At 36.7% G+C, this 22580-nt stretch carries 22 protein-coding genes and 1 riboswitch; of the genes, 14 read left to right on the top strand and 8 right to left on the bottom strand.

Features of this window, described 5'->3' with window-relative positions:
• Nucleotides 1-112 precede the first annotated feature (112 nt).
• On the top strand, nt 113-661 hold the full coding sequence (locus tag MKY76_RS17215; RefSeq protein ID WP_054549941.1) for a MarR family transcriptional regulator: 549 nt from the start codon (nt 113-115) through the stop codon (nt 659-661).
• Between the two features lie 91 nt (nt 662-752).
• The gene (locus MKY76_RS17210) at nt 753-1949 is read left to right on the top strand and encodes an MFS transporter (protein ID WP_342556894.1); all 1197 of its coding nucleotides are present in this window, start codon (nt 753-755) and stop codon (nt 1947-1949) included.
• Between the two features lie 71 nt (nt 1950-2020).
• Here MKY76_RS17210 and rpsD read toward each other — a convergent pair whose 3' ends face one another.
• Nucleotides 2021-2623, bottom strand: coding sequence for a 30S ribosomal protein S4 (rpsD, locus tag MKY76_RS17205; protein ID WP_004226141.1), 603 nt, complete (start codon nt 2621-2623; stop codon nt 2021-2023).
• Between the two features lie 468 nt (nt 2624-3091).
• Here rpsD and MKY76_RS17200 point away from each other — a divergent pair, with 468 nt between their 5' ends.
• Nucleotides 3092-4975 carry a GGDEF domain-containing protein gene (locus MKY76_RS17200; RefSeq protein ID WP_048393527.1) on the top strand — a complete coding sequence of 628 codons (1884 nt, stop codon included), beginning with the start codon at nt 3092-3094 and terminating at the stop codon, nt 4973-4975.
• Nucleotides 4976-5062: 87 nt separating this feature from the next.
• Here the strand turns inward: MKY76_RS17200 and MKY76_RS17195 are convergent, their stop codons facing one another.
• On the bottom strand, nt 5063-5542 hold the full coding sequence (locus MKY76_RS17195; RefSeq protein ID WP_048393529.1) for a GAF domain-containing protein: 480 nt from the start codon (nt 5540-5542) through the stop codon (nt 5063-5065).
• Nucleotides 5543-5567: 25 nt separating this feature from the next.
• A complete protein-coding gene (gene hisJ / locus MKY76_RS17190) occupies nt 5568-6362 on the bottom strand; it encodes a histidinol-phosphatase HisJ (protein ID WP_342556893.1) in 795 nt (264 codons plus the stop codon).
• 163 nt (nt 6363-6525) lie between these two features.
• Here hisJ and ezrA point away from each other — a divergent pair, with 163 nt between their 5' ends.
• From ezrA to MKY76_RS17165, 5 genes are all read left to right on the top strand, one after another.
• The gene (ezrA, locus tag MKY76_RS17185; RefSeq protein WP_054549944.1) at nt 6526-8226 is read left to right on the top strand and encodes a septation ring formation regulator EzrA; all 1701 of its coding nucleotides are present in this window, start codon (nt 6526-6528) and stop codon (nt 8224-8226) included.
• 89 nt (nt 8227-8315) lie between these two features.
• Nucleotides 8316-8783, top strand: a complete 468-nt coding sequence (locus tag MKY76_RS17180) for a GNAT family N-acetyltransferase (protein WP_259948488.1) — start codon at nt 8316-8318, stop codon at nt 8781-8783.
• 106 nt (nt 8784-8889) lie between these two features.
• Complete coding sequence (locus MKY76_RS17175; protein ID WP_066037557.1) at nt 8890-10041, top strand: cysteine desulfurase family protein; 1152 nt, start codon at nt 8890-8892, stop codon at nt 10039-10041.
• Nucleotides 10042-11250 (top strand): tRNA uracil 4-sulfurtransferase ThiI, encoded by a 1209-nt coding sequence (gene thiI, locus MKY76_RS17170; RefSeq protein WP_342556892.1) that lies wholly within the window; start codon nt 10042-10044, stop codon nt 11248-11250. It abuts the gene before it with no gap.
• Nucleotides 11251-11395: 145 nt separating this feature from the next.
• Nucleotides 11396-11614 carry an alpha/beta-type small acid-soluble spore protein gene (locus MKY76_RS17165; protein ID WP_004226165.1) on the top strand — a complete coding sequence of 73 codons (219 nt, stop codon included), beginning with the start codon at nt 11396-11398 and terminating at the stop codon, nt 11612-11614.
• Nucleotides 11615-11684: 70 nt separating this feature from the next.
• Here the strand turns inward: MKY76_RS17165 and thiE are convergent, their stop codons facing one another.
• Genes thiE through thiM form a run of 3 tightly spaced genes read right to left on the bottom strand, consistent with a single transcriptional unit; the run spans nt 11685 to nt 13898 of the window.
• Nucleotides 11685-12329, bottom strand: coding sequence for a thiamine phosphate synthase (gene thiE / locus MKY76_RS17160; protein WP_342556891.1), 645 nt, complete (start codon nt 12327-12329; stop codon nt 11685-11687).
• A complete protein-coding gene (gene thiD / locus MKY76_RS17155) occupies nt 12319-13143 on the bottom strand; it encodes a bifunctional hydroxymethylpyrimidine kinase/phosphomethylpyrimidine kinase (protein ID WP_342556890.1) in 825 nt (274 codons plus the stop codon). Before thiD ends, thiE begins: the two co-directional genes overlap by 11 nt.
• Entirely contained in the window at nt 13131-13898 is a 768-nt protein-coding gene (gene thiM / locus MKY76_RS17150) for a hydroxyethylthiazole kinase (protein ID WP_048393544.1), read from the bottom strand. Before thiM ends, thiD begins: the two co-directional genes overlap by 13 nt.
• An 83-nt stretch (nt 13899-13981) precedes the next feature.
• Nucleotides 13982-14079, bottom strand: a riboswitch (TPP riboswitch).
• Nucleotides 14080-14269: 190 nt separating this feature from the next.
• Between thiM and MKY76_RS17145 the strand changes: the two genes are divergently transcribed.
• The 5 genes from MKY76_RS17145 to MKY76_RS17125 all read left to right on the top strand — a co-directional run bounded on the left by MKY76_RS17145 (nt 14270) and on the right by MKY76_RS17125 (nt 19339).
• The gene (locus tag MKY76_RS17145; protein ID WP_342556889.1) at nt 14270-15853 is read left to right on the top strand and encodes an acyl--CoA ligase; all 1584 of its coding nucleotides are present in this window, start codon (nt 14270-14272) and stop codon (nt 15851-15853) included.
• A 186-nt stretch (nt 15854-16039) separates the two neighbouring features.
• On the top strand, nt 16040-17053 hold the full coding sequence (gene sppA, locus MKY76_RS17140) for a signal peptide peptidase SppA (protein ID WP_048393549.1): 1014 nt from the start codon (nt 16040-16042) through the stop codon (nt 17051-17053).
• A gap of 12 nt (nt 17054-17065) precedes the next feature.
• Nucleotides 17066-17692 carry an RDD family protein gene (locus tag MKY76_RS17135; RefSeq protein WP_281216066.1) on the top strand — a complete coding sequence of 209 codons (627 nt, stop codon included), beginning with the start codon at nt 17066-17068 and terminating at the stop codon, nt 17690-17692.
• A gap of 124 nt (nt 17693-17816) precedes the next feature.
• A complete protein-coding gene (gene tpx / locus MKY76_RS17130) occupies nt 17817-18320 on the top strand; it encodes a thiol peroxidase (protein ID WP_004226187.1) in 504 nt (167 codons plus the stop codon).
• Between the two features lie 89 nt (nt 18321-18409).
• The gene (locus tag MKY76_RS17125) at nt 18410-19339 is read left to right on the top strand and encodes a class I SAM-dependent methyltransferase (protein WP_259419417.1); all 930 of its coding nucleotides are present in this window, start codon (nt 18410-18412) and stop codon (nt 19337-19339) included.
• Between the two features lie 61 nt (nt 19340-19400).
• Here the strand turns inward: MKY76_RS17125 and MKY76_RS17120 are convergent, their stop codons facing one another.
• A complete protein-coding gene (locus MKY76_RS17120) occupies nt 19401-19850 on the bottom strand; it encodes a universal stress protein (protein ID WP_004226191.1) in 450 nt (149 codons plus the stop codon).
• 421 nt (nt 19851-20271) lie between these two features.
• On the opposite strand from MKY76_RS17120, the gene ald reads away from it, so the two are divergent.
• The gene (gene ald / locus MKY76_RS17115; protein ID WP_004226195.1) at nt 20272-21387 is read left to right on the top strand and encodes an alanine dehydrogenase; all 1116 of its coding nucleotides are present in this window, start codon (nt 20272-20274) and stop codon (nt 21385-21387) included.
• Between the two features lie 51 nt (nt 21388-21438).
• On the opposite strand, the gene MKY76_RS17110 is transcribed toward ald, so the two are convergent.
• The gene (locus MKY76_RS17110; RefSeq protein WP_004226198.1) at nt 21439-22527 is read right to left on the bottom strand and encodes a Xaa-Pro peptidase family protein; all 1089 of its coding nucleotides are present in this window, start codon (nt 22525-22527) and stop codon (nt 21439-21441) included.
• Nucleotides 22528-22580: the final 53 nt, after the last annotated feature.

Here is a 22580-nt window from a genome sequence, read left to right as displayed (position 1 = left end):
AAAAGTAGTGCATCATTTTGAAGAAATCAGTGAAAATAAAAATTCTTGCTTTGGATTAAATTTATAGTTAGAATAGTTGATAGTTAGATAATCTAATTAAAAGGTGATTGTAATGACAAAAAGTAAGAAATCGTACACACATGAAGATGATTTACCTGTATTAGGGGTAGAGCCGTATTTTGAACTGATTCAAACGTCTTCTTCAAGTGATACAAATCGAGAAGATGCCAAGCTGGGATTAATGTTGTTATGGTTAAGTGATTATGTGCTGGATGTAGCAGACAATGAGTTAGCTCCTTTTGGCATTACGGAAAGTAAATTAGACTTATTACTATTGCTGACTCTACATGAAGATAGACGAGCGACTCCATCAGCTTTAGCTCAACGATTAGGAATTACGAGAGCATCAGCAACGTCAATGCTTGATTGGCTAGAAAAGAGAAATCTTGTTGTACGGAATCATAGTAAAGAAGATCGGAGGAAGGTCTATGTAAGTTTAACGGATGAAGGTCGTGCTTTTATAACGAAAGTGTTACCGACTTATTGGTCGTCATGTGCTTCTAATTTAATTGATTTGGAACCTGATGAACGAAAAGTATTTGAAAAGCTAGTGAGTAAATTATTAAAATCTATTCAAAGAAAATTAAAGGTGGAACGTTAAACTGTAGCTATGTTGGTACAGTTTAATTTTTAATCGTTTAATTAGATTATCTAACTATAAGTTAATCGAACTAAAAAGGTGATGTATTTAAATGAACATTGTAATTTCAGGAAATCGAGCAAATTATGCTTTAATGACAACTATTTTATCCTGGACAGGTATGGTAGTGATGTCGAGTCTCTATTTAACAATACCTCTGATTAGTGTATTCAGTGATTATTTTCATATTTCATTGACTAAAGCGGGTTTTACATCTAGTGTTTTTTCACTTGGATTTGCACTAGGGTGTTTTTTCTATGGTGCGATATCAGAAAAATATGGTCGTAAAAATATCATTGTATTTGGGCTTTTTTCATTAAGCGTAATAACGTTACTTCTAGGTTTAGTTAATGACTTTTCTTTTATCCTTCTATTGAGAGGATTACAGGGGCTTGCGGCAGCAACATTTTCACCAGTAGCACTTGCCTATACTCTTGAGGTTTTTCCAAATGATCGAAAAGTTGGGGCAGTAGGTTTTATCAGTACGGGATTTCTTGTAGCGGGTATAGTTGGTCAGGTGTTTAGTGGATATGTAAGCGACCATAGTCATTGGCATGTCATCTTTTATGTACTTGCTGTAGTGTATGTTATGACTGCTTTGTTAGTCGTGTGGATCTTACCGAAGGGAATAATTCAGAATGAAACTAAAAATATATGGGCTCTTCTGAAGAGAATTGGTATTATTTTCACCAATAGAAATTTGATCTTTAGTTATATCATTGCGTTTGCATTATTAATGTCATTTGTCAGTATGTACATTATTTTAGGGGCTTATTTAACGAGTGATTTCTTTGGTATGAAAAGTCAGAACCTTATCTACATTCGTATCTTTGGGATAGTGGGGATGGTTATGTCACCATTTGCGGGGAAAATAGCAAAGCGTTTTAATGTGCTGTTTGTACTGAAAATGGCCTTAACTCTTTCGATTATTGCACTGACCGCGATGAGCTTTATTTCAACTATAGCCGGTTTAACAATCAGTAGTATTTTATTTGTTGGTGGGATTGCACTTGCTGTTCCTTCATTAGTAACGCTTGTTAGTCAGTTAGGTTGGAATATGGGAGGGATTGCAGTTTCTATGTACACAGTAATTTTATTTGCTGGAACAAGTGTTGCACCGTTCATATCTGCTTATTTCATACAATTTGGTAGCTTTACTGTAGCCTTCCTCCTACTTGCTACAATACTCGGTACTGGATTAGTTTTTGCGCTAATGATTAAAAGCGGAAAAAACGTAGGTTCTAATTGATTGTTCATAGAAAAAAAGCCCTGAAGCCTTGGTATACAAGGGATTTCAGGGCTTTTATTAGCATCAATTGATTAACGAGAGTAGTACTCTACGATGAATGCTTCGTTGATTTCAGCTGATAATTCAGAACGCTCTGGAAGGCGAGTGAATGTACCTTCTTTTTTGTCAGCATCGAATGTTAAGTAGTCAGGTACGAAGTTGTTTACTTCGATTGCTTCTACTACTACAGCAAGGTTTTGAGATTTTTCACGAAGAGAAATCGTTTGACCTGGTTTTACGCTGTATGATGGGATATCAACGCGTTTGCCATCTACTAAGATGTGACCGTGGTTAACTAATTGACGAGCTCCACGACGAGTACGAGCTAAACCTAAACGGTAAACTAAGTTGTCAAGGCGAGTTTCAAGAAGGATCATGAAGTTTTCACCGTGAACACCTTTCATTTTACCAGCGCGGTTAAATAGAGTACGGAATTGACGTTCGTTCATACCATACATATGACGAAGTTTTTGTTTTTCTTGAAGTTGTAAACCGTATTCTGATAATTTTTTACGTTGGTTTGGACCGTGTTGTCCTGGTGCGTAAGGACGTTTTTCGATTTCTTTACCTGTACCGCTTAGTGAGATACCAAGACGACGTGATAATTTCCAAGATGGACCTGTATAACGAGACATATTGTTGTCTCCTCCTTTAAATTTGGTTTTTTTGTTGTAAAACAAAAACCAGTAGTACCCATTCTTACACGCATTTTATTTTCATGTACTTTCGCCTATGCAGCCGTTAGGTTACACAATACACCATCTAATTTTCATTGCTGATCATCTAAGTGGTTGTACATCAGAAAATAGAGGAATAAAATACAATCATAAGCTTATACCACTGCTGCGTTTATTTTACACAACCTCCATTGTAACTGCTTCGGACAAGGACGTCAATTATTAGCTAGTAAAAAAATATAAAAGAACATAGTAGGAAATTCCTCACTACCTATTTAAAATAATATGGGAATAGTTAATGATACGCTGTGTTATGTAAATTGTAAAAGTAAGGGATAATTACATAGTCAAAATGACACAAATTATGTATAATATATTATAAGTTAATAGTAATTGATTTGGACGTTATATAGAAAAGGTGATTTCATGACAGACCATTTACAAACGCTAAAATATATAAAATCTGATGTTTTGAGCTTTTGGGTGAGTTCTTATGAAGAACAAACTAGTTTTAATGGGTATTTTTGTTCATTGAAACAGTTTCTAAAGAAGCGCTTGAAAATTGATAATGCTGCTTTTCTTAGTTTTGAAGGTAATTCCTTAATCCCAATCGAAGAGATGGCTTCATTAACAATTGAAACAAAGCTAAATGCTGTGTCATGGCTGATGATCGAAGCTAGTTTTTATCAACAAAAAGTAGTGAAAATTCCTTATATATTGAAAGCAAGACAGGCCTATTCAATGATGACAGATATGGTGCTTTTCCAAGCAGAGGGCAAAAATCCCATTGGTATATTACTTGTGGAGGCAACAGAGTCTTGGACAGACTTTATGACCTCGGAGTATGGTGAAGAGTGTATAGAAACACTTTCAAAGGTTCTTCAAATGATTAGAGACAATTTAGATGTCAAAATAAATGAAGACCAATATAGAAAACTATATAACATGACTGACTTATTTCATTCAACAATGGATATTGATTTAATTTTAGAAAATGTATTAAAAAATATACGGGATAATTTTCCTGAGTTTAATGTGGAGCTTATTTTATCGAATGATCAAGATCGACACACGACCATCGATATTAAGCTTTTTGATTATTTATCAGAAAGACCTGCTACAATTGAAGCCTTTGTATCAGGAGAGTTGACGACAGAGCTAGCGAGCGATTTAAATTGTCGGTTGTTAAATGCGCCGATTAAGGGCAGGCAAGCTATTTATGGCATCTTGCAAGTAAGTGCACCCACCACTTATCTTTTTTCAACAACCGAAAAAGATTTTGTACGGATGCTGGCACAAGCTTCAGGAAATGCTCTTGAAAATGCAAAGTTATATCATCAATCGCATCGCCTCGTAAGTGATTTACAACTCATCAATGAAACTTCGCATCGTTTAAATATGCGAATTGACATTCATGAAATGTTACTTTTCCTACAAAAGCAGTTACTGAAATCCTTTCAGCCAATGGAAGTATGTTTCGCATTTAAAAAACACGATACATTTGAAATAACAGGTGCAAGTACCTCCCTGTTCCATTCAGAAAACGGTCAAAGTTATATAAAACATGTTGAACAGCACTTTGCTCAAACGAATGATCCACTATTTGTTGCCGATTTCAGCCGTCTAACTCCTAATCAAATTGAGTATCGCTCTATTATGGCGATTCCTATACTTATGGAGGAAAAGATTAATGGTTTTAGTATTGTCTTACATAAAGAGCCATATTTCTTTTCATTCGATAGTTTCAAATTAATGCAATCTTTAATTCACCATTCATCATTAGCCATTGCAAACTCAATTTTACGAACACAGCTTCAGGAAATGGTCGATTTGGATCATTTAACGAAACTGTATGCTCGTAGTTACCTCGATCAGTTTGTAGAAAAATCACTTGAATATGATCAATCTGGTATGTTTTTGTTAATTGATATTGATAATTTTAAACGCATTAATGATACGTATGGTCACCAAGTTGGAGATAAAATTCTTGTTCAGATTGCGGTTCAATTAAAAGAGACTATTGGAAGTCGTGGGATTTGTGCAAGATGGGGTGGAGAAGAAATGTCTGTCTATGTCCCTAACATCGATGAAAAAGAAGCTTTAGAATTAGCATCAACCATTGTGGAAGTCATCCCAAGTACCACAGATCCACAAGTAACCATTTCTGCGGGTCTTATAACATGGGATGAGCGAGATCGACCAGCGTTCCAATCTGTGTTTTTACATGCAGATACTGCCTTGTATGAGGCGAAAAACAGCGGGAAAAATCGCTTTTGTACTCACAATGGATCGTTCCAAACGAATTCATAGGATTATAAAGCAAAACGTAAATGGTTGTTTAAATAAATCGCCCTGAAATGACAATATAAAACATTTCAGGGCAATTTTTATATTGTATTATAAATGGTTAAGAAGTGTTTTAACAAATTCCTCTAGGCCATTACGATCTTCCTCTGAAAATCGATTCACGATAGGACTATCGATATCTAACACACCAATAATTTCACCTTGCTTCATTAGCGGTATAACAATTTCAGACTGCGATGCAGCATCACAGGCAATATGCCCTGGAAAATCATGTACATCTTTTACAACAACTGTTTCTCTTGTTGCCACAGCTGTACCACAAACACCACGCCCAATAGGAATTCTAACACAGGCAGGAAGACCCTGGAATGGTCCTAACACAAGCTCATTATCCTGCAAGAGATAAAAACCAACCCAGTTAATGTTCGTTAAAAATTGATTTAACAGAGCAGAGGCATTACTTAAATTGGCGATTTGATTGGTTTCGCCAGTTAATAGTGCATCTAATTGTTTTGATAATGTCAGATACTGGTCAGCAATTGATCCTTCGTAATTAATTTGTGTAAACATACTAAGCACCTCGTTTAAAAGTTATTTATATTGGTAATATAACATTATAGTGTTGATGTAAATCTTCTGCGCAATGTGCATCTGAACCAAATACATATGGTAGTTTAATAGTTTGACTATAATTGATAAGGGCAAATGGTGGATAAGGCTCCTGACAATATTGTTTACTTAAACCAGCACTATTTAAATCTAATTCATAGCCCGCGAATTTCATGCTGTCTAATACTTCTTTGATACGTGGGGTGTCATTGATTTTTTCGTTGTGCGCTAGTTGGAATTTATGAATAAGTGATGGATGCCCAATCCGTTTCGGTTTGTATGGTCCAAGATCTGCTCTAATCGATTGTAGGACAGTATCATAATATAAATCATATAGCAGTTCAACAGAGCCAACTTTTTTTGAAAAATCAATAAAGCATTCAGAAGAAAAGTCGATACATACAAAGGTATCTTGCCATTTTAAAAAATGGACTGATAAAATAGCGTCATCTAAAAGACGTCCATAGGTATCAAGGAATTGACGAGTTTCTTGTTCGAAGCCTTGGATGTAGTCAACTTCTAGTCCGATGCGGATACGAATATCTTGTGCATACTGTTGTTGTAGATGTTGCAATTCTTCAATGTAAGACATGAGATCATCAGGATTCATGCCACTATCTTGTTGCGGGGTTGGATCGACAAAACTTTTGGGCAATGGGGCGTGTTCTGTAAATGTTATATCTGTGAAATGTTGAGAAATTGCTTTTTCAATATATTGCTTGAATGAGTCCGTAGTGCCATGTGGACAAAAAGGACTATGTATATGCCCATCACGTTTCATAATTTACCACTCCTTTAGCTCTATAGATACGCTATTTAAATATTTCACAATAGCGAAAATACAGTTTTCTGAAAAACACTTAAATTTTAGTACAAAAGGCGAAAACATAGTATATAATAAATACAACTAGCCAATTCGTTTATTGTAGAATAGGAGGCTTACGATGGAGTATATCATCATTCCGATTATCCTACTATTAATTTTAGCCATAGTAGGATTTATGATGCGAAGAAAACATGTTGCAATTATTGCAAAACTAGAAAATGAAAAATTACAAATACAACATAATCCTATAAATGAAGAAATTTCAAAAGTAAAATCTTTAAACATGAACGGTGAAACGGAAGAAATGTTTGAACGATGGCGCAATACTTGGGATGAAGTCATCGACGTACATATGACTAAAATCGATTCTCTTCTATTTGATGCTGAGGATCAAATTAATCGACTTCGTTTTAAAAGGGCAACTTTAATAGAACGTGAAATTGAAGATTACATTGAGAAATGCGACCAAGATAAAAATAAAATTTTAGAAGAACTGAATGAATTAATTGGCAGCGAAGAAAAAAATCGAATTGAAATCGAACAATTAAAAGAATACTATCGCTCTGCAAGAAAGACATTGCTGGCTCATCAGCATTCATTCGGTGTAGCATTACCTGCATTAGAGAAGAAGCTAGAGACATTTGTTCAAAAATTTGAAGAGTTCGATGTCCTAACAAATGAAGGTAATTATTTGCAAGCGCGAGAAATTGTCATTAGCTTAAATCAAGAATCGCAGCAGACATTCGAATATATTAATGATGTTCCAACCATCTTAACGGAAATTCAAGTGAAGCTACCAGGTGCGGTTCAGGAATTGCGTAATGGCCAGCGTGAAATGGAAGACCAATCTTACTATTTACAGCATTTAGAATTGACAGATGCACTTAATAAATATGAAAAAGAATTTGAGGCATTAAAACTCGAACTTGCAGAGCTGAATTTAAAAGTTGTTAAACCGCGTGTGACAGAAATAAATGAAGAAATCGACCATTTTTATGATTTACTTGAAAAAGAGGTTATTGCTAAAAATTATGTAGATCAAAATTGTGATCGTTTATTAAGTTCTATTACCAATGTCATTTCTTCAACAAAATTAGTGAATGACGAGGCAACGTATGTACAGCAAAGTTATCATTTAAATGAAAAAGATGCCGAAATTCCAAAAGCCGCTTTAAAACAATTGGAAGCACTGCAACGTCGCTATGATCTATTAGCTATGCGAGTAAGGGAAGAAAAATCAGCTTATTCTAGCTTACAGGAAGAGTTAATCGAAATTAGTGAAGAGCTTGAACGAATTCACGAAGAACAAGGTCATCTGTCGAATACAATGAAGAAACTTCGAATAGATGAAAATAAGGCACGCGCTCAAGTCGAAAACTTAAAGAAAATATTACAGGATACGGATCGTTTATTGAACAAGGCAAATATTCCAGGAATTCCTGAGGAGATGGATGCACGACTTGATGAGGCAGCAGAGCACATCTATGTTGTCATGCAAAGCTTGCAAGAAGTACCACTTAATATGGGTACTGTTCATAATAATCTAAATGCAGCAACACTCTGTGTAGAGGATGTTAAAGTAAAGGCACATGAGTTAATAGAAAATGTGATGCTCATTGAGCGTATTATTCAGTACGGTAATCGCCATCGTGCATCGAACCCAAAATTGAACGGACGTTTAAGAGAAGCAGAAGAGGCTTTCCATCAATTCCGTTATGCAAAGGCTTTAGAAGAAGCAGGTACAGCAGTGGAAGAAATGGAGCCAGGTGCCTTAAAGCGTATTCAAGAAATGGTTGCCGAAGAATTCATAGCAAAATAATTCAAATAACATTTTGAGCTGTCTAAAAAGTATAGCGATTACTTTTTAGACAGCTTTCTATTTATGCTTAGATTAGGATGTGATTCAGTATGAAATTGTCAATCAAAGAAATGAATGAACATTTCGCAAGTGAAATTTTACAATGGCAATATGTAGCACCTTACGATTTTTACAATAATGAATTATCGGGTGAAAATGTACAAGAAATGCTTGATAATCCTTACTTTGCGATCTTTAATAATCATAGTGAATTAATTGGCTATTATTGTACAGGTAAAGCAGCCCAAGTGCCAAAAGGGCAAGGTTTTGGGGCGTATGAAGAACACTGTATAGATATTGGAATTGGGTTGAAGCCAAATCTAACGGGTCAAGGATTAGGAACGGCATTTTTTTCGTTTATTGTTCAAACAGTTCAAGAAGAATATCAGCTGCCATTACGTTTAACAGTTGCACTATTTAATAAGAGAGCAATCCATCTTTATGAAAAATTTGGTTTTGTTAAAGCAATTGAATTTAGTACACCAACAGAGTTTGTCACGATGGTGAAAAAAATGTAGGATATCAATTAAAATTTAAATAATTGTTAAAGTTAGTGGTCAATCGCCAAAGATTGCGTTATGATAAATACCGTTAAATCAACGTTTTGAAAGTGTGTGAAAAGTTATGGTTAATACAATTTATTTGGATAATAGTGCAACAACTAAGCCTTTAAAAGAGGTTATGCAGGCTTTTATGGTTGTAAATGAGCAGTATTATGCCAACCCTGCTTCCATCCATGCTATGGGTGTTGAAGCAAATGATTTATTAATACGTGCGCGTGAGCAAGTAGCAGATATTTTGCAGACAGAGGCAAAAAATGTGCTATTTACTTCAGGTGGTACAGAATCAAATAATGCAGCTATTTTTGGCATAGCACGTAGTAATACGCATATAGGAAAGCATATTTTAACGACTGAAATTGAACATCCCTCAGTGCTAGAAACAATGAAACAACTTGAAAAAGAGGGCTATGATGTTGAATATCTTCGTGTCGATCGAAGAGGGGTGATTTCTCTAGATGAGCTTCGTACTAAAATACGAAAAGAAACAATTTTAGTTAGCATCATGCATGTGAATAATGAAATGGGCGCAATTCAGCCTATTAAGGAAGCAGCAAAAATGATTCATGAAATGAGTCGTGCTGCCTTTCATGTTGATGCTGTGCAAAGCTTTGGGAAATTAGCAATATCCTTTAAAGAAGAAGGACCTGACTGTATTTCTATCTCTGGTCATAAAATTCATGGCTTTAAAGGCTCAGGAGTGTTAGCATTCCGTAAACCCATAAGATGGCAGCCCTTTGCTCTTGGTGGAGGTCAGGAATTTGGTATGCGTAGTGGTACTGTAGCAGTTCCGCAAGCTGTTGCTTTAGCGAAAGCGGCTCGACTTGCTGTTGAAACAATGAACGAACGCACAAATAAATACCGTCAATGGCACGATGAAATCCGAACTCAGCTAGAAAGTTATGGCGAAGCAGTCCATGTTTTATCAACCCCACAGGGAGCTGCGCATATTGTGTCATTTAGTGTTCGTGATTTAAAAGGGGAAGTCATTATTAATGCTATGCAAAAACGTGGTGTCATTGTGTCGACATCAAGTGCATGTTCTTCCAAGCAAACGAAAACAAGTCATGTTGTCGAGGCGCTTCACCTTGATGAGCATTATAAAAAAGGCGTGATTCGCCTTAGCTTTGGCGCACATAACACAATAGAAGATATAGAAAACTTTAAACAAGTACTAGCAGAAGTAATGTTGGAACTCAAAGGAGAAAATAAGTAAATGATTTGGAAAGAAATTTTAATTAGATATGGTGAGCTTTCTACAAAAGGTCGCAACAAAATGGATTTTATCCGCCGTTTACGTGAAAATATTCGTCATGCCTTTGCAGATTTAGGACAACTGCATATTCGCACAGAACGTGACCGTATGTTTATTGCCATAGAAGACGAAGCACAAATGCAAATGCTAATTACAGGTTTACCTAAAATTTTTGGTATTCAATCATTTAGCCCTGTCGCTGCATGCGATAAAGATATGGACAGTATGAAAAAGCTCGCTATCACTATTATGGAGACATTTAAAGATGAGCCACATACATTTAAAGTAGAGGTAAAACGTACTGATAAAACATTTCCTTTAGAATCTCATGCCATCCAACGTGAGATCGGTGGCTATGTTTTACCACAATTTCAAAATTTATCTGTTAAAGTGAAGCAGCCTGATATTGAGCTACGTGTAGAAGTTCGCCATGATGCAACTTATATGATGGCACAAGTCATTCCTGGTGCAGGTGGAATGCCTGTAGGATCAAATGGCAAGTCTTTATTAATGCTATCTGGCGGTATTGATAGCCCTGTCGCAGGTTATTTAATGATGAAGCGTGGTGTGCGATTAGAGGCAATTCACTTCTTTAGTCCACCTTATACAAGCCAAAATTCATTGGAAAAAGTTAAGGTGCTTGCCAATGAATTAACAAAATTTGGTGCTAGTATTCGCTTGCATGTCATTCCTTTTACTGAAATACAAGTTCTTATTAAAGAAAAAGTACCTTCTAATGTATCGATGACGACAACACGCCGAATGATGTTGAAGGTTGCTGATCAGGTGCGTGAGGAAATTGGTGCACTTGCTATTGTAACGGGCGAAAGTCTTGGACAAGTGGCGAGTCAAACGCTTGAAAGTTTAACAGCAATAAACGCAGTAACAAATACACCTATCCTTCGTCCGCTGATTTCATCTGATAAATTAGAGATTATTGATATTGCAGAAAAAATCGGCACATACGAAACATCTATTCAGCCATTTGAAGATTGCTGCACGATTTTTACACCAGCAAGTCCAAAAACAAAACCGAAGCTTGAAAAGGTTGAGCATTATGAAAGCTTCTCTGACTTTGATGAATTGATCGAGCGAGCAGTGAAGAATCGCGAGGTCTATATTTTCCCTAAGAAAGAAGAACAACAAGATAAATTTGCAGATCTACTATAAGGATTCAAAAGCCGTCTCAAAGCCCATTTTGAGACGGCTTTTTTGTATGGATATTGTTATTCCAATAGAGGTACAATTTACCTCTAAATTTTTTGTATTAAAAATCTAATATCGCACATTCTATATTCACAAGGAGGTGAGAAACATGGCTTCAAACAACAACCGTAGTTCAAACCAGCTTGCAGTACCTGGTGTACAACAAGCACTAGATCAAATGAAATACGAAATTGCACAAGAATTTGGTGTTCAATTAGGAGCTGAAGCTTCAGCTCGTGCCAACGGTTCCGTTGGTGGTGAAATCACTAAACGTCTTGTACAAATGGCAGAATCTCAATTAAAAGGTATGCCAAACAACAACCAATAAATGCTGATTAAGCATTTATAAACTTAAAACCAGTGACCGTAAAAGGCACTGGTTTTAGTTTGTTTATTGATCATTTATTTATACGAGATAAGGATCTAAATGTAGCTACTGTATGATTAACATCTTTGCTTTGACAAATAGCTGAAATAACAGCAACACCATCAATCCCCGTTTGAAATACAGAATGTGCATTTGTGAAATTTATTCCACCAATTGCTACAATTGGTAATTCAGGATGTAATGAATGTGCCTCCTGTAAAAAAGATGTACCACATGGTGGTTGTGCATCACTTTTAGAGGATGTTGGAAAGATTGGACCGATACCAACATAATCAGCTTGATGGTTAATAGCTATTTGCAATTCTTCCTCGCAATGGACAGATACACCAAGAATCATGTTCCCGATTCTTTTACGTGCTACACTTACAGGTAAATCATCTTGTCCGATATGAACACCATCAGCTCCTAGTCGTATCGCTAGATCAACATCGTCATTAATGATAAAGGGCACATGATAGTGATGACATAGTTTTTGACATTGGCGTGCAAATTGTTCATAGGCAAGTCCAGTTAACGCGTGAGGACCTTTTTCACGAAATTGAAACATTGTAATGCCTGCTTGCAAGGCTTTTTCTAGGATATAGATGGGTTGTTCTTGAGGAGGAACATTGCTCGTACCCATAATAAAATAAAGCTCCAAATCCTCACGTTTCATGAATAATCACCTCACAGCCTTCCTTATACTGTTGATAAGCAAAATGATTAGTGGGTCCATGACCATTTCCAATCGATAAATTAAACATAATAGCTAATTGGATAAATTTTTTAGCTTCTATAATGGCATTTTCCAGAGCAAATCCTTGTCCAAGAAAAGCAGTAAGTGCTGCGGAAAATGTACATCCAGTACCATGCGTATTTTTTGTTTGGATTCGTGGAGACTGCAAAGAAAAAGAACGTCCATTTTTGCAAAATACATAATCAATGGCATAAAGTGGATCTGCTAAATGACCACCTTTAATGATGACACATTGTACACCTAGCTGTAACAAGCTTTGAGCTACTTCTTTCATATCTTCAAAATGATGAATAGATCTCCCAGTAAGTGTCTCTGCCTCGGGTATATTGGGCGTAACAACCGTAGCAAGTGGTAATAAAGTTGAGCGTAAGGCATCGATAGCTTCTTGCTGTAATAGGCTTTCCCCACCTTTTGCAATCATCACCGGATCAACAATCAGTGGAATGTTTAGCTCCCTGATCTTGTATGCAATTGCTTTGATAATTTCTGAGGAATAAAGCATTCCTGTTTTAATCGCAGCGATTGGAAAATCTTCTACTAAGGCCTCTAATTGTTTTTTTATAAAGGAAACGTCAATAGGGCAAACACCTGTTACACCCAAAGTATTTTGAGCAGTTAGAGCAGTAATAACAGAAGTACCAAACACTTCTAATTCCTGAAATGTTTTTAAATCAGCCTGTATACCCGCGCCACCACCACTATCTGAGCCAGCGATTGTTGTTACAATATGCATGAAGCTGCACCATCCTTTGATAAGCGATGTATAGCATTGAGTAAGGCTATTTGAAAATCACCAATGTCTGCAGTAAATGCGGATGCCAGTACACCTGCTTTTTTATAGTAAGTAAGTGTTTCTGTTAATTGTTGGTAAGGATTATGGCTTACACTATAGGCTGCGCCACAAATTGCGCTAAGTAAACAACCTGTACCCGTTACTTCCGTCATTTGTGGATGACCACCAGCGATCCATTGGCTATGCTTGCCATCAGTTATAAAATCGCGTTCTCCTGTGACAATAACAATGCATTGATAGCGTTGAGCCAATGATGTGGCTTCTAATTCCATAGCGATAGTGCCATGACCACTATCGACACCTTTTTGTTGCCAATTTACACCAACTATTGCTGCTAGCTCGCCGAGATTACAGCGAATCACGGCAAAGTGTATGTTTTCCAGTAAGTATCTTACGGTTTCCTTACGATAAGTTGTGGCTCCAACTCCGACAGGATCTAAAATAACAGGAATACCAAGTTTATTGGCTTTTTCACCTGCTAATAACATGGCACTTTTTGTGCGATCATTAAGTGTTCCAATATTAATTAATAATGCTTGAGCAATGGCCACCATCTCCTCTACCTCTTGGTAGTCATCGGCCATTACTGGTGAAGCACCTATCGCTAATAAACCATTTGCTTGAAAATTTGCCACTACATAATTTGTAATACAATGGATAAGTGGTTGCTGTTGACGAATTGTTTGAAAAATCATTGTAGTCCTCCTTTAGGGATGGACGTAAGCATGCAAAAAAGGCTCTTTTTGTGTAAAAATGCACGAAAAGAGCCTTTCATCTGAAAACGATGTTTATTGCTCCCTACGTCAGTATTAACTAACAGGTTCAAAGGGTCAGGTTTTACCTTCTCAACTCTTACGAGTCCCCCTGCAATCTTGCTTTTAGTTGACCAAAATGTACCATACTTTTCATTTGTATTCAATAGCAAGTTTTCCTATAGATAAAATGTGACCGATGCCATATAGGAGGGTATGATAGTTGTCATGACTTTACCGAAATTAAGCACAAACCATTGAAAATGCTGAAAAAAGAGTTTTATAATGTGTCATAACAAAAGGGGGCAATTGCCATGAAAAGACAAGATTTAGTTGCACCAGAATGGTATAACATAGTAGAGGAAATTGAAAAATATGCTCAGGATGCAGCCAAAAATGCTTTAATCATTTATGAAGAAAACCAAGACATCCAATGTATTACATATGCACATTTATTGGAAAAAGCGAATCAAGCAGCACATGTATTCACCAAGCAAGGTTTAAAGAAAGGTGATGTCATTTTAGTAATGGTACCACGTTCGGTTGAAGCATATATTGTGTATATTGCTGCATTGAAAGCGGGTTTAACTATTATTCCAAGTTCTGAGATGTTAAGAACAAAGGATATTGAGTATCGAATTCATCATGCAAATGCTAAAGCAGTTATTGCATTTGAACCCTATATTGAACAGTTCGATAAAGTGGGAAATTTACAAGACATACTGCAATTTGTCATAGGGAATGCACATGAACCTTGGCAGAACATACTTGAAAAAATGAATAATCAACCTACAACCTACATAAATCCTATCCCAACAAAAAGCACAGACAATGCATTTTTAGCCTATACAAGCGGAACAACAGGAAATCCAAAAGCAGCAGTGCATACGCATAGTTGGGGCTATGCTCATTTACGAACAACAGCACCACATTGGTTGGGTGTACAAGAAAATGATATTGTTTGGGCGACTGCAGCACCAGGGTGGCAAAAATGGATTTGGAGTCCATTTCTAGCTACTTTAGGCAGTGGTGCTACTGCATTTGTCTACAAAGGTAAATTTGAAGCAGCTTCTTATTTAGCATTGCTTGAGAGATTCAAAATCAATGTACTATGCTGTACACCAACTGAATATCGTTTTATGGCAGCGCTTGAAAATTTACATGAATATGATTTAAGTGCAATTCGCCAAGCTGTATCAGCTGGTGAGCCATTAAATAGTGAGGTTATTAGAGTATTCTTGGAAGCATTCAAATTACAAGTGCGAGATGGCTATGGACAAACGGAAAATACATTATTGGTAGGCACAATGGTAGGGATGGAAGCGAGAGTTGGGTCTATGGGAAAACCTACTCCTGGCAACACTGTTGAAATTATTAATGATTTGGGCAAACCTGTTACAATCGGAGAAGTTGGTGATATTGCTGTTCATCGCGAAACGCCAGCACTCTTTAAAAAATATTTAAATGATCCTGAACGTACAAATTTACAATTTCGTGGGGATTGGTATATTACAGGAGATCGTGCCTATAAAGATGAAGATGGCTACTTTTGGTTTGACGGACGAGGAGACGATGTTATTATATCCTCAGGCTATACAATTGGCCCTTTTGAAGTAGAGGATGCTTTAATGAAACATCCAACTGTAAAAGAGGCTGCTGTTATAGCGAGCCCTGATAAAGTAAGAGGAAATATTGTCAAAGCATTTATTGTTCTGCGCAATGGTGAAAAAGGTGATGGAGCGCTTATTCAAACACTCCAAAGTCATGTTAAATCATTGACCGCTCCTTATAAATATCCACGTGCTATTGAATTTGTAGAGGAACTACCAAAAACATCTTCTGGGAAAATTAGACGTGTCGAATTACGGCAACAAGAAATCAAACACCTCCAATTATAATCATTTCCTAGGAAATAATGTCGAAAATCAAAGTTCATCAAAGGTATGGACTTTGATTTTTTTATTTTTTTTAGGTAAGGTAATATGAGGAAATACATAGCTTAAAGCTTTTTGTGTTTAATTATTGCAAAAAAATGAAACAAATTGGCAAGTCATACGTATTACGTGTTGAGGAGGCGGAAAGACATGAATGTAAAAAGGTGGGTTGCTTTAGTAGTGGCTGGTGTTCTTTTACTATTTTCGTTAGGAATTAATACCATTTTTGCGCTATTTAAAGCAGATTTCCTAGGTAATTTTGATAGCTTAATGGCAGGTAATAGCTTAGATGTATATGAAAATGTCATTGAAGGGGAGAATTTTGATAAGCGAATTGCTTATTTAAAGGTAGATGGAACGATTCAAGATATCGGCTCAAGTACATTGTGGCAACCAGTTGCCTATGATCATCAATTTTTCTTAGAACAATTGGATAATATTTTATATGATGAGTCCATACAGGGTGTTGTTTTAAGCGTTAATTCACCAGGTGGTGGTGTAAAGGAATCTGCAGATATCTATAAAAAGCTACTAAAAATAAAAGAAGAACGACAAATTCCAATTTATGTATCAATGGATTCTATGGCAGCTTCAGGTGGTTATTATATTTCTGCACCAGCAGATAAAATATTTGCCCATCGTGATACAATAACAGGCTCTATTGGTGTCATCATGCAATCAATTAACTATCAAGAGCTGGCTGAAAAAGTAGGAGTCAAATTTGAAACGTTTAAATCGGGAGAGCATAAAGATATGCTAAGTCCAATGCGTGAAGTGACAGCAGAGGAACGTGCAATGATGCAAGATATGATTAATGAAACGTACGAAGAATTTGTAGATATTGTAGAGCAGGGACGTAATATGTCTGAAGCAGAAGTGAAGAAGGTTGCAGATGGTCGTATTCTTGGCGGTACAAAAGCACTTGAAGCAGGGTTAATTGATGAAATTGGTGATGAAGAAGCGGCCATTGCAGCTCTTCGTGAGGATTATGGACTTGAAGATGCGGCTTTATTTGAGTATTCATACGATATGGGTGGCTGGCAATCATACGTAGGTATGAAAATTGGCTCCATGTTCGGTCCCTCCGCCGAAGAAAAAATGCTAATGAAAATCATGACGGACTATAGCGCTCCGAAAATGATGTATCTATATGGGGAATACTAAGGGGGGAGCACAATGACAAACAATGAAATTGTTATGCAAGGTTCACCCTCATTGGAAAATGGCTTCTATATAAACACTTCAGGAGAATCAGCACATGAAAAAAACTATGCATTAAAAACTGCTGGTTTTTGGGTACGATTTTGGGCATTTTTATTAGACGGATTCATCATTTCTGCTGTAGGTGGAATACTCGTCAATCCTATCTTCTATTTAATGGATTGGTCTTTATCTGATTCGGTTTGGTATGCGCCAATTTCTATTATTTCAGCAATTTTCTACTATAGCTATTTTGTGCTGATGACCAAGTTCTTTGGGCAAACACTAGGGAAAATGGTGTTCGGATTACGTGTAATTTCATTAAAGCACGATCAGCTAACTTGGTCAGATGTGTTATTCCGTGATTGGATTGGTCGTATCATCAATAATATTTTTATGCCACTGTATATTTTGGTAGTGATTTTGCCAGAAAATCAAGGCTTACATGATTATTTTGCCGATACAACAGTGGTACACGAAAAAATCTTTATTGAAAAGGCTTCAACACCGACTACTTTACCAAAACAAGAAGAACATATAGAAATTACTGTGCAAGAAGAAAAAATAGACTTAGCCAAGCTAGAGGAAAAAAATGAACAATAAACATAAGACTGTCTCAAATTAGGAGACAGTCTTATCTATTTCTAAGTATGTAAGCTATCATAGTTGCAATTAATTCCCTTCATTTAGTAATATTATGTACATATGATGATTAGGAGGCGTTTAGATGGCACAAGTAACATTTAAAAATGGTCCAGTGACACTAGTAGGAAATGAAGTAAAGGTGGGCGATCAAGCTCCAGATTTTACGGTATTAGCGAATGACCTATCACCTGTAACATTAAATGATTCAGAAGGAAAAATTCGTTTATTTAGTGTTGTACCATCATTAGATACTGGTGTATGTGATGCGCAAACACGTCGATTCAATGAGGAAGCAGCTAACTTAGGTGATAATGTAGTCATTTATACAGTATCTGTGGATCTTCCATTCGCTCAAAAGCGTTGGTGTGGTGCAGCAGGTATAGATGCAGTCCAAACTGTATCAGATCACCGCGACCTTTCATTTGGTGAGGCATATGGCGTATACATTCAAGAATTACGTCTTCTGACACGTGCAGTATTCGTTGTGGATGCAAACAATAAAGTAACATATGTTGAATATGTACCTGAAGCTACAGATCATCCAAACTATGAAGCGGCCATTGCAGCTGTCAAAGCACTAGCATAATAAGCTGCTTTTAGGCTAAGATAATACTAGACAAAGGGGCTGTGACAAGTGTTTGTCACGGCTCTTTTCTGCGTGAAAGGAAGTTAGATATGGAAAATATCGAAAAGTTATTTGGTTTGCTAAATGAGCATGCCGAAAAAATCGAAAAAGAACACAATATAACGTTACTAGAAGGATTATTAGATGGGTTAGAGGCATGGCTTGATGGCGAAGTTGATTTTTCTCAAAAAGATGCAACAAAAGAGGATATTCGTAAAGCTATTCAAATTGCTATTTTAAAAGGGATGCGCAAAGGCTCACAGCCGAATCATCAAATGACTCCTGACACGTTAGGGCTATTAGTTGGCTACTTTGTGGAGCAGATTTTTGCAGAGCGTCTTGAAAATGAAAAGATCTCGATCATGGACCCAGCAGTAGGCACGGGCAATTTATTACTGACGGTTATGAATTTATTAGATGGAAAAGTGGAAGCAACAGGTGTAGAGGTGGATGAGCTACTTATTCGTCTTGCTGCGGCAACTGCTGACTTAACAGAACAACCTATTTCTTTATACCGTCAAGATGCCTTAGAAGATTTATTGGTCAATCCAGTGGATGCCGTTGTTTGTGATCTACCTGTAGGTTATTATCCAAATGAAGAAGTGGCGCTCGATTATGAATTATGTCCAGCGGAGGGGATGAGTTATGCCCATCATTTATTCATCGAGCAATCAATGAATTATACAAAGGATGGCGGCTATTTATTTTTCCTTGCACCATCTCATCTGTTTGAGTCAGAGCAGTCTAAGCAATTACACAAATACATTCAAAAACATGCGTGGATTCAAGCGATTATTCAATTACCTGACTCGATGTTTGCAAATAAATCATTAGAGAAGAGCATTGTGATTTTACAAAAACAATCGAAGGAATTGAAAGCACCTAAAGAAGTCCTATTAGCTAAAGTACCAAATATGCAGAATAAGCAGGCACTTGCGCTATTCTTTGAAAAAGTGAAGATGTGGAAAGAGGGCAAGTAATTGCTCTTGAGTGCAAGTAAAAAGGTATCCTATACAAGGATACCTTTTTATGTATTACAAATTAGTTTTCAGGCGTACGGATAACTAGTACGTCACATTTAGCTGAACGTACAATAGCCTCAGATACAGAACCGATTAGGAAGCGTTCTACTGCATTTAGACCAGTTGCACCACAAATGATTAAATCTGCGTCTACGATGTTAGAAAGCTCTTTTGTTATGATATTTTTTGGAGAGCCATACTCGATGATAAGATTAACATTCGTTAAACCTTCATCTTCAGCTTGCTTTTTGTAACCATTTAATAGTTCTTCAGAAAATGCTTGAGCACGCTCTGCAATGGAACGGTCATATGCTTCGATAGCAGCAAATGAACGAGTATCGATTACATTTACTAGATTTAACACTGCACCTTCGTTTCGTTTTGCAACATCAATTGATTTACGAAACGCGTATTCAGCTTCTTTTGAACCGTCTACTGCAACAACAATGCTTTTATAATGATTAGCCATTTGAAAAACCTCCCTGATTTGTATATGTTGATTATACCAAATGATTTTCTAAAGGAAATACTTTCCGCAAGAAAAATTATGAAAATGTGAAGGCATTTCATGTAGAAATGTTAATTAATTATAAATATCTAATTCCCACTATTTGCAGTGTGTAAACGTCTTTTGATTGGTTTCAACTACACATGAATCAGCTCCATTAACTGCTACCTATACTCCTTTTTAGTTTTTAAATATAGTAATTTATAATGATATACAACGTTTGAATATTTGTTATTTTGGAAATCTTATAAATTTTATCTGCATTTGCATTAGTTAAAGCTTTTTTTGCAATTGTTTGGTAATATGGAAGTGCAAGGGGTGCATCAAGTTTAGTTACATAAATGATGCTTATTTCTTACGTTATGGAAGGGGATAGGAAACAATGAAGATTGGTATTCCAAAGGAAATTAAAAACAATGAAAACCGTGTAGCAATGACACCAGCAGGAGTTGTCACTTTAACACATGCAGGGCATGAAGTGTACATTGAAACAGGAGCGGGGCTAGGTTCAAGCTTTACGGATGCTGATTACATTGCAGCAGGTGCTCATATTGTTCAAACAGCTAAAGAAGCTTGGTCCCAAGAAATGATTATGAAGGTAAAAGAACCTGTAGCTTCTGAGTATGATTACTTCTACGAGGGTCAAATTTTATTCACTTATTTACACTTAGCGCCAGAGGTTGAATTAACTCAGGCACTTTTAAATAAAAAAGTTGTAGGAATTGCCTACGAAACAGTACAATTAGCAAATGGTTCATTACCTTTGTTAACACCAATGAGTGAAGTCGCTGGTAAAATGGCTACACAAATTGGTGCACAGTTCTTAGAGAGAAACCATGCTGGTAAAGGTATTTTACTAGGTGGTGTATCGGGTGTACAACGTGGAAAAGTGACAGTAATTGGCGGTGGTATTGCGGGTACAAATGCTGCAAAAATTGCTGTTGGCATGGGTGCTGATGTGACAGTTATCGATTTAAGCCCAGAACGTTTACGTCAATTAGAAGATATGTTTGGACGCGATGTTCAAACATTAATGTCTAATCCATATAATATTGCAGAATCAGTGAAAGATTCAGATTTAGTTATTGGTGCTGTATTAATTCCAGGCGCAAAAGCACCGAAACTTGTATCGGAAGAAATGATTCAATCAATGCAAGCCGGCTCTGTTGTAGTTGATATTGCAATTGACCAAGGTGGTATTTTTGCAACATCTGATCGTGTGACAACACATGATGATCCAACATATGTGAAGCATGGCGTTGTACACTATGCAGTTGCAAATATGCCTGGTGCGGTACCACGTACTTCTACAATTGCTTTAACAAATAATACAATTCCATATGCACTTCAAATTGCCAACAAAGGCTACAAACAAGCTTGCCTTGATAATGCAGCACTGAAAAAAGGTGTGAATACATTAGATGGACAACTTGTTTATAAAGCAGTGGCAGATTCGCAAGGACTACCATTTGTCAATGTGGATGAGTTAATTCAATAAACTTTGCTAGACAGAGAAAAAGGAAGCACACTAGTTGCTTCCTTTTTTGCATTATAGAATGATTAAATCTTTCGGGAATTTTGTTAATACTTCAACGCCATCTTTTGTAACGACAACATCATCCTCAATACGTACGCCTGTTACATCTGATTTATAAATGCCAGGCTCAATCGTAAAGACCATACCTTCTTCCATCGTCATCTCATTGGCACCTGTAACAGATGGGAATTCATGCACAGAAATACCAAGACCATGTCCAAGGCGGTGCGTGAAATATTCACCGTAACCAGCCTCTGTAATTGTATCACGCGCAATTTTGTCTAAGTCCATCGCACGAACACCTGGTTTTACTGCTGCGACAGCATTTGTATTGGCAGCTAAAACAGTTTGATAAATTTCTTTTTGTGCTTCACTAGGCTCCCCAAAAGCTACAGTACGTGTAATATCTGAGCAATAGCCATCGTAAATAACGCCAAGGTCAAATAGTACCATATCACCTTTTTCAATTTTACGTGCACCTGGCTTCCCGTGAGGAGAGGCAGTTTTTGGACCACTCAATACCATTGTTTCAAAAGACATTTTACAGCCTTTATCTTGAATGGCACTTTCGATTGCTGTTAGGATTTCCATTTCTGTTTTACCTTCAGCAATTTCCTTGCAACCGATTTCAATTGCATAATCGGCCAATTCAGCAGCTTTACGTAATTTTTCTAATTCACTTTCATCTTTGATTACGCGCATCGCATTAATTTTTTCGTCAAGACGCACAAAGCTAGCTTGAGGGAAAGATTGCTGTAAAGCTTCCAAGCGCTCAACAATGAGTTGTGCTTTTTCAATAGCAAATGTAGCTGGGGTGATTTGGCGTGCTACAATCGCTTGAGCAAGAACTTCCATCGAATTTTCTGTATCTTGATGACCAATTACCTCATAAGACCAACCAGCAGCCTTTGCATCTGGAATCTCCATTTGTGGACAAATTAGAAAAGGCTCCGCATCTTTGAAAATCATGACTCCTAGTAATCTTTCATGTGGATTACTTTTAAAGCCTGAAACGTAAAAAACATTGTCAGGTGTTGTTACGAATGCTGCATCGATATGATTTTGCTGCAAGTAACGTTGGATTTCTTCAACCTTTGACATTAATATGTCCTCCTTTTAGTGCATGGAAAATTTTTTACGTAAGAAAGCTTCGA

It is taken from the genome of Lysinibacillus sp. FSL P4-0201 (assembly GCF_038593425.1).
Classification (GTDB): domain Bacteria; phylum Bacillota; class Bacilli; order Bacillales_A; family Planococcaceae; genus Lysinibacillus; species Lysinibacillus capsici.
The sequence above is the reverse complement of the archived record's forward strand: the minus strand, read 5'-3'. Positions and strand labels throughout refer to the sequence as shown.